Raw genomic sequence first — 13222 nt, forward strand, 5'->3', positions numbered from 1 at the left:
CTTCCGACGCGTTGATCGTGGGCGACGAGTTCGTCAGCGAGCACTTCTTCACCACGGATGCCAAGTCGCAGTCCTTCCAGGCGAAGGTCCTCGAGCGCCGCAAGCAGTGGGACGAGGCGAAGGCCGACGGTGCCTCCACCGCGCGGTCCCGGTACTCCGAGGCCCGTGGCCGGCTTGGCGGCGTGCTCAACGGCCTCGCCGAGGCCGCCGACGCCGAGACGCTCGACCAGCTGTACGGCGACCTCCGCACGATCCTCGGCTACGACAACGGAGTCCGCTGGGAGTCGCGCCGATACGGCGGCGCCGACGAAGGGACCGGACCCGTCATCGGCTTCCGCACCCGCGGCCTCACCGGCCCGGAACCGTTCGTGCTCATCGAGGCGCAGGGCGGACTCGAACTCGAGGACCTGCTCGCGAAGAACGAGAAGACGCTACTGCGCGGCTTCCACACCGATTCCGACGAGATCGGCTCGGTCGCTCGACTCCTCTCCCACCTGTTCGTCAGCGACGACGGTCCGCGGTTCGCGCTCGTGCTCGCGGGTGGCACGGCGCTGGTCACGGAGCGGGAGCGCTGGCTGGAGGGCCGGTACCTCGCCGTCGACTTGCAGCTGATCGGCGACCGCAACGACGACAAGCGCGGCGGCGAGATCGACCGTGCCCTCGCGTGTATCGAGGCCGATTCGCTCGCACCGGATGCCGACGGCGACATCTGGTGGTCCGGGGTTCTCGACGAGTCTGTCAAGCACACCGTCGGCGTGTCGAAGGACCTCCGCGAGGGCGTGCGCCTCTCCATCGAGATCATCGCCAACGAAGTGGTGGCCCGGCGGAAGGCGCAGGGTCTCCCTCCCCTTCCGGACGATCAGGCGCAGGTCCTGGCCGGCCAGTCGCTGCGCTTCCTCTACCGTGTGCTGTTCCTCCTGTACGCGGAGGCGACGCCCGAGCTGGGGGTTCTACCCGCGGGCGATCCGACGTACGAGCGCGGCTACAGCCTGGACCGGCTGCGCGAGCTACTGCCCGTGTCGATCACGAATCAAGTCGCGAAGTCGAACACCTATTTCTACGACTCGCTCAGCGTGCTCTTCGAGCTGGTCGACAGTGGCCACGACGGCGGCGCCGCCGACAACCCGGAGGCGTATGCGGAGGGCCTCGTCTTCCAGCCGCTCCGCGCGGATCTGTTCCGCCCCGAGGCCATTTCGCACATCTCCGACGTGAAGTTGGGCGACGAGCAGCTACAGAAGGTACTTCAGCTTCTACTGCAAACCAAGGAGAAGCGCGGCCAGGAGCGCGGTTACGTCTCGTACGCCGAACTGGGGATCAACCAGCTCGGAGCGGTCTACGAGGGCCTGATGAGCTACACCGGATTCTTCGCCCATGAGGATCTGTACGAGGTCGCCAAGCACGGTGATCCGAAGGACGGTTCGTGGGTCGTGCCGGAGGCGCGGATCGAGTCGATCGACACCAAGGACTTCGTGCGCGCCCCCGATGCGAACGGCGAGCTGCAGCCCGTCATCCATTCGCGCGGCAGCTTCGTGTTCCGGCTCGCTGGCCGCGAACGCCAGCAGTCCGCGTCCTACTACACGCCGGAGGTGCTGACCCGGTTCACCGTGGGCCAGGCCCTCGAGGAACTGCTCGACCAAGACGGCACCACGACGACGGCCGACGAAATCCTCGAGCTCAGCGTCTGCGAGCCCGCAATGGGCTCCGGTGCGTTCGCCATCGAGGCCGTGCGGCAGCTGGCCGAGCAGTACCTCAAGCGCAAGCAGGACGAGCTGCGCGAGCGGATCGATCCCGAGAACTACGCGGTCGAACTGCAGCGGGTGAAGTCCTACATCGCGCTGCACAACGTCTACGGAGTGGACCTCAACGCGACCGCCGTGGAGTTCGCCGAGATCACGCTCTGGCTCGACACCATGGGCCCCGGCCTTGCCGCCCCGTGGTTCGGTCTGCACCTGCGCCGCGGCAACTCGCTGATCGGCGCCCGGCACACGGTGATTCCCGCAGGCCAGGTCACGGAGCGTGGCTACCTGGAGGCGACGCCCGTCGACGTGCCGCTCACCGATGGGCTCGCCAACCACCACAACGCCGTGCACCACTTCCTGCTGCCAACCACCGGGTGGGGTTCGACGGTCGACGCCAAGGAGGCGAAGAACCTCGCCCCCGAGACCACAGCGAAGCTCAAGGACTGGCGCAAGACCTTCCGCAAGAAGCTGACTCAGGCGCAAGTCCGACGCGTCCGTGACCTGGCGATCCGCACAGACGTTCTGTGGGGCTTCGCTCTGCGGCGCCTACAGATCGCCGAGTCCGAGATCCGCCGTGATATCCCGCTCTGGGGCCGTAACTTCACCCCCACCGGCGGCGCCGTCTCGCGCGAGCAGATCGAGGACTCGCTCGCCGACCAGAACGGCGCCTACCGACGGCTGCGACGCGTCATGGACGCCTGGTGCGCCCTCTGGTTCTGGCCCCTGACCGACGGTGACCGCACCGTGAACGGCGCGATCGTCGAGCCGCCCAGCCTCGACGAGTGGATCGACACCCTCACTGACCTCCTCGGCACCATTCCGAAGTCCGGCAAGTTCGAGAAGTTCGGCCAGGGCAACCTGTACGACGTCTCCACCTGGTCCGAGCTGACCGATGCCGAGGAATCGGACCTGCTGTTCGCGCAGGCCAAACCGGTCGAAGGCGCCCTCGCCGCCCACCCGTGGCTTGTGGTCGCCGAGCGCATCGCGCAGCGCCAGGGCTTCTTCCACTGGGAACTCGACTTCGCCCCCGTCTTCGCCCGCGGCGGCTTCGACCTGCAGGTCGGCAACCCGCCCTGGGTCCGCCCCCGCTCCGACGTCGACGCCCTCCTCGCCGAAGGCGACCCCTGGTTCCAACTCGCGGTCAAGCCGACGCAGACCCAGGTCAAGGAGAAGCGCGCCGCGGCACTGGCCCTGCCCGGCGTCGAAGACCTCGTCCTTGACGGCACCGCCGACATAGCCGCGACCGCCGCCTTCGTCGGCGACGCCCGCATGTTCCCCCACCTTGCCGGGCTACAACCCGACCTCTACCGCTGCTTCATGGAACAAGTATGGCGCTGCTCTTCGCCTCGCGGCATGTCCGTGCTGATTCACCTTGAGTCTCACTTCACGGATGAGAAGGCTGGCGGACTGCGGCGAGCCACCTACCGCCGTCTACGACGCCATTGGCAGTTTATCAATGAACTACTTCTATTCGAGGAAATCGAAGACCACAAGACGTACGGGATCAACGTGTACGGACTGGAACGTGAACCTCGATTTGCGCACGCAGTTTCGCTCTATCACCCCGACACCATCCTCCGTTCGTATTCCCATAATGGCGATGGACCTGAGCCAGGAATCAAAGACCCGAGAGGGGACTGGGATCAGCGGCCACACGCAGGCCGCCTGGTCAACGTGACCGAATCTACTCTCGAGGACTGGTCTGAGATTCTCGACGACTCAGGGGCATCGACCGACTGTACACCCATGGTTTACACGGTGAATAATTCTGTCGCGCAGGTACTATCCGCGCTTTCCGACGCGCCCCGCATGGGCAGTTTGCCGCTCCAGTTCTCGGCTGGTTGGCATGAGAAGAGCGACCGCATGAAAGGGCGCTTTGATGCGGCATGGGGAATCCCCTCGTCATGGGACGACGCAATATTGCAAGGCCCTCACATCTCCGTATCGACGCCGCTGGTCAAGACGCCGAATACGACGATGCGCAACAATCAAGACTGGTCAGCGACCGATTTCGAGGCGCTCGACGCAACTCTGATCCCAGCGACCGCATACCAGCCGGTCGGGAATCGCGAAGTCTACGACGCGCAGTACACGTCATGGAGCGTCGTCGGCGCCGATTATATCGGGCATCTCGTGCGGGCTCGATCCTGCTACCGTGCCGCATGGAGAGTGATGGCTGCGAACACTGGCGAACGCACACTCATACCTGCAATCATCCCGCCGGGCGCCGCACATGTCGATGGAATATTCGCTCTCGCAGTTCCGCAATTGTCGCCGCTCACCCTAGCTACAATCATCGCAACCCTGTCATCGCTGACGGCAGATTTTGCAGTCCGCGCCGCTCCGAAGTCGGCGATCCGCTCTGGCGTCGCGCGGCGGCTACCTTTTGTGCATAGGACACCAATTCAGGACGAGCTCAGCCTCCGCGCGTTGCGACTCAATTGCGTTACGGGTGCGTACGCTCCCTTGTGGAATTCATGCTTTGACACGAAAAGAATCCTGAGTAGCTGGGCGGGCGGGTTCGAACACCGTCGGAGGAAGCCACTCGACAATGTCGGACCCGAGTGGACACCGGACACTCCCCTAAGGATCGCGGCGGACCGTCGACAGGCGTTGGTGGAGATCGACGCACTGGTGGCCCTGGGTCTCGGCATCACTGCCGACGAACTGTGCACCGTCTACCGCACGCAGTTCCCTGTGCTCTACGGGTACGACCGGAACAAGTACCTCTACGACATGAACGGCCGACTGGTGCCGCAGGAGGTGCTGGTCCGCTGGCGGAAGAAGGGCGACGACCTCACTGAGGAAGAGCGCACGGCGACGAACGCGTCGGGCAACACGTACACCTATGAGCTGCCGTTCCAGTTCCTGGACCGCGAGAAGGACATGCGGGAGGCGTACGCCGAGTTCGAGCGCCGTCTGGCGGAGAAGGGCGAGCTCTGATGGCGGAACTGCTCCCGCTCGCGCAGGCCGAGACGATCAAGGACAGCCTGCTCGATTACCTCGGCACCACGTTTGCGCTCGCGGATCCGGACGCCAAGCAGGTGCTCGACGCGTTCCTGCAGAACCCGGACACCGGCATGTTCCGCGGACCGTACATTCGCACCCGCCTGCCCTTCCGGCCCGCCGCAGACGGCTGGCGCGAGAGCCTGGAGTGGTACGAAGGATTTACGCCGTACGGCCACCAGGCCGCGGCGTTCGCGCGCCTGTCGAGCTACGACCTCGGGCCCGAGAAGCCGCGCCCACAGCCGACCCTCGTCACCACGGGCACCGGATCGGGCAAGACCGAGACCTTCCTCTACCCGATCCTCGATCACGTCCAGCGCGCGAAACGGGGCGGCCAGACCGGGACCAAAGCGCTCATCCTCTACCCGATGAACGCCCTCGCGAACGATCAGGCCTCGCGCCTCACCGAGTTCCTCACCTCGAACGCGGCGCTGGGCGGCATCACCGCCGCCATCTACACCGGCGAGGCCGGCCCGAAGCGCAGCCGCGTCACCAAAGACGGGCTGATCACCGACCGGGACATCATCCGGGACACCGCGCCGGACATCCTGCTCACCAACTACAAGATGCTCGACCAGCTGCTACTCCGCCCGTCCGACGCGGCGATCTGGAAGCAGAGCGCCACCAGCCTCCAGTACCTCGTCCTCGACGAATTCCACACCTACGACGGTGCCCAGGGCACCGACGTCTCCATGCTCCTGCGTCGCCTCGGCCAGACCCTCAAGAGCTACTGGACCGCCGACGAACCCGGCATCACCGACGCCGACCGCGCCCGCCCGCTCGGCCGCATCACGCCGGTCGCCACCTCCGCCACCCTGGGCGACGGCAACGATCCGACGACCATGCTCGAGTTCGCGCACACCGTCTTCGGCGACGAGTTCACCGCTGAAGCCGTGGTCACCGAGTCGCGCCTTACCATCGAGGAATGGTCGGCCGGCTCCAGATCCCGCGTCGCAGCATCAGGATTCACACCGCAAGACGTGGACGCGAGCACACTCGCCGCGGTCGCCGTCCCGGAGGACGACCCGGTCAAGGCAACGACTGTCGTGCTCGGCACCCTGTACGCGAAGGCACCGTCGGCGATCGCGCGCGCGACGGACGCCAACGAATCGCTCCTGCTCGACCTGCTCCGCGCCCACCCGATCGTCCACGAGCTCGTCGGCCGCACCACGTCGGCGGTAACGGTCGAATCCCTCGGCGGTCCCGGCACCGTCGGCGGATTGCTGACCGCCCTGAGCCACGTCCGTGCCACAGTCGGACGATCCGCTGCCTCGGTCGAGGTTCACTTGTGGATCCGTGAACTCACCCGCGTGGATCGCGCCCTCTCCGGTTCACCGCACTTCATCTGGGCCGACGACGGCGTGGTCGTCGATCAGGATGCCGCAGACGCCTTCCCGGCTCCGTACCTGCCGTCGGTCTACTGCCGGCACTGCAACCGCTCCGGGTGGGGAATCACCCTGGCGCCCACCGGCGCCGATCTCGACGCCGACGACACCACGATCCGCCGCCGCGCGATGAACCACGACGACCGCTTCCGCGCGCTGATCCACGCCCCACAAGAGGCCCTGGACGCCGAAACCGTCGCCACGCCACAGGATGACGCGGGCCTCGCCTGGCTGATGGTCGAGGAACGTCGGATCGCTTATCAGCGCCCGTCCGAGCTGCACATCGCCGAGGGGCTGGCACTGCCGGTCCTGATGAACATGGGCGACGACGCCGGCAGCGACTCGACCAAAGACGTGTGCCCGTCCTGCCGGCAGCCCGAGGGCATCCGCTTCCTAGGCTCCGCCATCGCGACGATGCTGTCCGTCTCGCTGTCCACACTGTTCGGCACACCCCAGCTCGATGGCCGCGAGAAGCGCGCCCTCGTGTTCACCGACAGCGTCCAGGACGCCGCGCACCGAGCGGGGTTCGTGCAGGCCCGCTCGCACGCACTCACCCTGCGCACACTCATCCGGCAAGCGTTGTCCGACGGTGCCTCCGACCTCGACGCGCTCACCCACCGTGTGCTCGCGCTCGCCGGCGACGATCAGGCCGCCCGGTACCGCCTGCTCCCGCCGGAACTGGCCGAGCGCAGCGACTTCGCCAAGTTCTGGACGGCGAAGCACGCGAGCCGCGTGCCCCCGAAGATGCGCAGCGCCGTGACCCACCGGCTCCTGCTGGACACGTCGCTGGAGCTGGGGCTCCGTTCCGGAGTCGGCCGCACCCTCGAACGCACCGGAACCGCACTCACCTACGTCGATGTCCCCGCCGTGAAGCTGCTCTCCATCGCCCGGGAAGTGCTCGACTCCCCGGACGTGCAGATCACTCTCGACCTGCCGTCCGACGACGACGTTCATCGCTGGGTGCAGGGAGTGCTGATCCACATGCGCCAGCGCGGCGCCATCGGACATCCGTGGTTCGTCCGCTACCGCGAGGAGGACGGGAACCGATGGTGGATCACCGGCGGCCGCAAGCGCGGCGAGGGGATGCCGGGCTTCGGCCGCGGCTCGTCGGCCCCCGCGTTCCCCGTGACGGGGAAGGTCAAGGACACCGACCTCGAACCGATCGCCTCGCCCCGCGGTTGGTACGCGAACTGGACCGCGAAAGCGCTCGGCCTCACCGCGATCGAGGGCGGCGCGCTCGCCCGCCTCCTGTTCGAGCGACTACACCATCGCGACGTTCTCGGACGGATCACGTCGCAGAGCGGCGCGCACACCTTCGACCTGCCACCGACGTCCGTCGTCGCCCGGCTGGTTTCGCCGGCCGAGCTGGCCGGGAACGTCGTCTCCCTGCTCTGCACGACCTGCCGGGCGCCGCTGTACACCTCCCCTGAGGTCGTCGACGCGATGCGCGGCGCTCCGTGCCTCGTCCTGCGGTGTGACGGCACCCTCCAGCAGCATCACATCGACGACAATTTCTACCGGCACATGTACGCCGCCACCGACATTCGCCGGGTCGTCGCGCGCGAACACACCAGTCTCCTGCCCGACGAGAAGCGACTCGAGTACGAGGACCGGTTCAAGATGGCCGATCCCCCGCCGGACGCACCGAATGTCCTCGTCGCAACGCCGACCTTGGAGATGGGCATCGACATCGGCGACCTCTCCGCCGTCATGCTGTCCTCCCTGCCTCGAACCGTCGCCTCCTATCTGCAGCGCGTCGGACGTGCGGGCCGCCTGACCGGCAACGCCCTCGCGCTCGCGTACGTGACGGCGAGGGGCGATCAGCTTCCCCGGTTCACCCGTCCCGACGAGACGATCAACGGCTCGGTGCGGCCGCCGGCTACCTACCTCGACGCGGAGGAGATCCTGCGGCGGCAGTTCACCGCGTCCGTGGCCGACATCCTCGCCCGCCGCCCCGATACGCCGCACCCGAGGACCACCCCGGACGCGCTCCGCTCGACGAAGCCGAACACCTACCTCGGGCACCTCATCACGGAGGCCGAGACCCGCGCGGGCGAACTGGTGGACGAGTTCATCGCGGCCTTCCCGCCGCTCGGCGATGACGTCGTCGAGCGGCTCCGGCGCTTCCCGGCACCGTCGGACGGACCGGGCACGAGCCCGCTGGCCAAACGGTGCCACCGCGCATCATTCGAGTGGAACAAGCGCATCGAGCTCCTGCAGAACCGGCTCGCCGCCGTGCAGAAGTTGCTGCCCGACCTTCAGGCCAAGGCGGCATCGCCGGCGAGCACCTCAGAGGACGTCGCCGAGCAGCGCACGGCTGAGGCGACGATCCGTCTCATCGGCAAGCAGCTCAGCAACCTCAACGCCGAATTCTGGATCAGCGCCTTGGAGACCTTCGGGCTGTTCCCCAACTACACGCTGCTCGACGACACCGTCACGCTGTCGGTCTCCGTGAACTGGCGCGATCCCGAATCCGACCAGTTCGAGACGGACGATTTCGAGCTCGGTCGCGGCTCCGCCCAGGCCCTGCGGGACTTCGCCCCCGGATCCACGTTCTATGCCAACGGCTTCGAGATCCAGATCGACGCTGTCGACCTCGGGCTCGAGAGCGAGGACGTGCACGACTGGGCGTGCTGCGCACGGTGCGGGTACATCGAGGACCTGTCACAGGACGCCGGGCAGAAGGCACCGTCGACGTGTCCACGGTGTGCGTCGAAGACCATCGGCGATGCCGGTCAGCGGTTGCCGGTGGTCGAGATGAAGAACGTCTCCTCGGTCATCCGCCGGGAGGAGGCTGCGATCGGCGACGCTCACGACGAGCGTGCCCGGCAGTTCTACACGGTGGTCACCGCTGCCGACATCGATCCTGCGGAGATCAATTCGCGATGGTTCGTCGACGGACTCGGCTTGGGCGTGACGCACGTGCGGCGGCTTCGGATGCGGTGGCTGAACATGGGGACCGCGATGAGCGCGGGGAACTCGCGCCTGATCGCCGGCTTCGACGTCGAGTCCTCGCTGTTCCGCGTATGCCGGGAGTGCGGGAAGCTCGATCGCTCATCTCGCACGAATCGTCCGGCGGAGCACCGCCCGTGGTGCCCCCTGCGATCCGAGCTCGACGAGGACTCCGTTTCCGTCGCGCTCGCCCGGACCATGACCACCGAGGGCCTCGTCATCCGCCTCCCGGTCACGATCACCCTCGGCGACTCGTTCGCCGTACCGTCCTTGGCTGCTGCTCTCCTCCTGGGTCTTCGAGAGCGTCTGGGAGGCGCACCCGATCACCTGCACGTGACGTCGATCGTCGAGCCGTCGGGCGAGGACACCGAACGGCCCGCCCTACTGCTCCACGACACCGTTCCCGGCGGCACCGGCTACCTCGCCGACCTCGCCGGTCCCGACGCGGTCTGGGACCTGCTGCATCGCGCCTGGGACGTGGTGCGGAACTGCGACTGCGGCGCCGACGGCAAGCTCGCCTGCGATCGCTGCCTGCTCCCGTTCGCCGCCCTGCCCGACATCCGATACACCTCACGCACCGCCGCCGAGCGGCACCTCACGACCCTGCTGACCGGACGCGAACACGGACCCGACGATTCCGCCGACGTTCCCGCAGCCAAGCCGTGGCACGTAACCGAGGACGAGCCGCTGATCGATGATGGCGAGTCCGACCTCGAGAAGAGGTTCCGCGTGGCGTTCCGTGATCGCCTGGAGAAGCTGGGCGCCACCATCGCCGAGAAGCCCACCGATCGGGGCGTGGTCTGGAACATCGCTCTCGGCCCGTTGAACCGGTGGACCCTGCAACCGCAGGAGAACGTCCTGGGCAGCAAGCCCGACTTCGTGCTCACCTCCGCCCGGGCCGGAGTGCCGCCGACCGCGATCTTCACCGACGGCTGGTTCTTCCATGCCAGCTCGACGCACAACCGCGTGGCCGACGACGCGGAGAAGCGCCGTAACCTGCGCGACGGCGGGTACCAGGTGATCGCGGTGACCCGTGACGACGTGGACGGAGAGGTCCTGCAGCCACGGACCTTCCGAGAGCAGGCGAAGCCGAAGGTACTCAAGGCGGCGGGCGACGGCCTCTCCAGCAGCGCACTGCATCTGGCCTTCGGGAACGCACTCGACCTTCTCATCGCATGGGTCCAGGACCCCTCGTATGCGGCACGGAAGCAACTCGCGCACTGGCTTCCGATGCTCGCCGTGTACAGCCTCGGAGCGCAGGCTATGCGCGCGGAGAACACCTCTGCGGTGGAGGCGGCTCTTGAGGCTTTGACCGGCGAGATCGCCGGATCGTCGAAGAGCGGCGACCTCGTCGTCGGTTCCACGACCGACCTGGCGCTGTCGATGCGACTGCGGTCCGGCGCGGGTGGAATCGATGTCTCCGATGTCGCACTCGTGCTCAACGATTCGAATGATGCGCTCTCCAGTGATCGGAAGGACTCCTGGCGGGAGTGGCTGCACTGGTCGAACCTGCTCAACTTCCGGAGCCTCGGCGCCGACGTCACTACACGTCGGCACATCGGGAAGACCGGCGCGACCGGATCTTTCGCGACGGGTCAGTACCCGATCACCCCCGCCGCTCCGTCCGCCGAGCTCACGGGACCGTGGCTCGAGGCGTACGAGTCGACGATCGAGAAAGACTTGGTGCTAGCGCTGGCCGCCGCCGGCGTTCCGGTACCCGCTGTCGGAGACGAGGCCGATGGCGGCATTCCTCTTGAGATCTCCTGGCCGAGCGTGCGGGTCGCGCTCGACATCGACCTCTCGGACGAGGACCGAGCGGACCTCGGCGCAGCCGGCTGGACAGTGACTCCCGCTGACCTCGACACCGTCCGAACAACCTTGACCGCGAAAGGTGCCTGATGCCCCAGATCATTCTCGGCCCCGGCTTGAACAAGATCGACGGCAGTCTCCAGAAGGCCACCTATGCCTTCTTGCAGAAGCTGACGAAGAGCGATGAGGCTCCCGGACTGCACATCGAGCCGATCAACAACTCCGCCGACTCGCGGGTTCGGACGGGGCGTGTCGACATCAGCAACCGCGCGGTCCTGTTCAAGATCCAGGGCAGCGGGAACGAGGCGGCGTACGTCTTCGCAGGCACGTACCCGCACGACGAGGCCATCGCGGTCGCCCAGAAGTTCCGGATGGACATCAATCCGCGCAACGGCATCGCGGAGCTCATCGCCGTCGGCGGGCCGGAAGCCACCACCGAACGGTCCCCCAAGATCGCGCCCCGCCCGACGCCCGAACTGCAACCTGAGCCGGCTACCGATTCCAGGGCCAGGTCTCTCCGGGACCGGGAGTACACCGTCGAGTACCTCGCGGACCTCGGCTTCGCCCCCGGCTTCGCCGAGGGGGCGCTCGATCTCACCGACTCGGCGGAGCTGTTGGAGTACGCGGAATCCGCGCCGGCAACGTGGCAAGGACACGCGCTCCTAGACCTGTTCACTGGCGAGAGCGTCTCGGAGGTCCGCGAACGCTACGGTCTCGACCGAAATGCTCCCGCCGACGGCACCGACGACGACAAGCTCCTGGAAGCTCTGCAGCATCCTGCCGCCCAAATGGAGTTCGCCTTCGTCGAGGACGACGAAGAACTCCGAAAGGCCATCGAGGATGCGAGCTTCAACGCGTGGCGGGTGTTCCTGCACCCCGAACAGCGTGCGTTGACCACCAGGAACTTCACGGGATCGGCCCGCATCACCGGCGGGGCCGGAACCGGGAAGACCGTCGTGCTCATCCACCGCGCCCGCGAGCTGTGGCGTCGGAACCCGCAGGCGCGAATCGTTCTCACCACGTTCAACCGCACCCTCGCGGAGAGCCTGCAGGACCAGATCCGCTTGCTCGACCCTCAGATCGCATTCGCGGACGAACTCGGCGCACCCGGGGTCTACATCGGCAGTGTCGACCAGATCGCACATCGCGTGGTTGCTAACGCCGGCGATCTCGGCGGGCACGACGGCGCCCCCGGCCCCGTTGTCGAGGTTCTCGGTCCCCGCACCGCGCAACTCAGGTCGACGCGCGCCGGACGGTGGCAGGCGGCCGCCGACCAAGCCGGCGGCGGACTCCCTCCAGATCTCACGACGGCCGGCTTCCTCGAAGCCGAGTACGCGATGGTGGTACTTCCCAACGGAATCACGACCGAGAACGAGTACCTGCGCGTCCGACGGCCGGGGCGCGGAGTCTCGCTCAACCGTGCCCGACGTCAAGGCGTCTGGCACATCATCTCCGCCTACCGGGCCGCTGCAGCGGCCGAGGCGAGCGTCGACTACGAGGAGAAGGCGGCGATCGCAGCCCGGATCCTGTCCGCCAGTACGCCTCTCGCAGATCATGTCCTCGTCGACGAGGGGCAGGACCTCACCCCGGTGCGGTTCCAGTTGCTGCGTGCATTGGTGGCGGCGGGGCCGAACGACTTGTTCATCGCCGAGGACGGACACCAACGTATCTACGGCCAGAAGCTGGTCCTCAGCCATTTCGGGATCAACATCCGCGGTCGGGCCTCGGCGCGCCTGACGCTGAACTACCGCACCACCGAACAGAACCTCCGGTTCGCGCTCGGAATCCTCGAAGGGCAGGACTTCACCGACATCACCGGCGAGGTCGACTCCATCGAGCAGTACCGATCCGCGCGAACCGGCCCAGCGCCGGAGCTGATCGCCGTCGACTCGCTCGCCGAGGAGTACCGGCATGTAGCGGAGACCGTTTCCGCGTGGCTCTCCGACTCGAAGGTTTCGCCGGAGTCGATCGGTCTTCTCGTGGCCACCCGCAAGGAGGCTGAAGGCCTTGTCCGCGCGCTCGGCGAGCACGATCTGCGCGTCTCCTTCGTCGATCGCGACGCCGGTGGTCGCGCCGGCCTGCCCCAGGTGATGACGATGCATCGCAGCAAGGGGATGGAGTTCAGCCGCGCGATTCTCGTCGGTGTCGGTGCCGCGAACGTCCCGCGCAAGTACGTCATCGACGCGCTCCCCGAGGGAGACCGTGAGGACGCCCTCCAGCGCGAACGCTCCCTGCTCTACGTCGCCGCCACCCGCGCCCGCGACCAGCTGGTCGTGATGTGGACGGGCGAACGCAGCACGCTCCTTGATTCGTACGAACTGTAAGGGTGCA

3 protein-coding genes are annotated in these 13222 nt (G+C 67.0%); all 3 read left to right on the top strand.

Annotated elements, in window-relative coordinates; genetic code table 11:
* Window positions 1-17 precede the first annotated feature (17 nt).
* From AXK61_RS01640 to AXK61_RS01650, 3 genes are read left to right on the top strand one after another with little or no spacing between them, the layout of a single operon-like run.
* Window positions 18-4682, top strand: coding sequence for a DNA methyltransferase (locus AXK61_RS01640; protein ID WP_331710543.1), 4665 nt, complete (start codon window positions 18-20; stop codon window positions 4680-4682).
* Window positions 4682-10981: a DEAD/DEAH box helicase gene (locus AXK61_RS01645; protein WP_068743440.1), complete on the top strand. Its 6300-nt coding sequence runs from the start codon at window positions 4682-4684 to the stop codon at window positions 10979-10981. Before AXK61_RS01640 ends, AXK61_RS01645 begins: the two co-directional genes overlap by 1 nt.
* Window positions 10981-13215 carry a 3'-5' exonuclease gene (locus tag AXK61_RS01650; protein ID WP_068743442.1) on the top strand — a complete coding sequence of 745 codons (2235 nt, stop codon included), beginning with the start codon at window positions 10981-10983 and terminating at the stop codon, window positions 13213-13215. Before AXK61_RS01645 ends, AXK61_RS01650 begins: the two co-directional genes overlap by 1 nt.
* Window positions 13216-13222: the final 7 nt, after the last annotated feature.

Source organism: Tsukamurella pseudospumae, from assembly GCF_001575205.1.
Classification (GTDB): Bacteria; Actinomycetota; Actinomycetes; order Mycobacteriales; family Mycobacteriaceae; genus Tsukamurella; species Tsukamurella pseudospumae.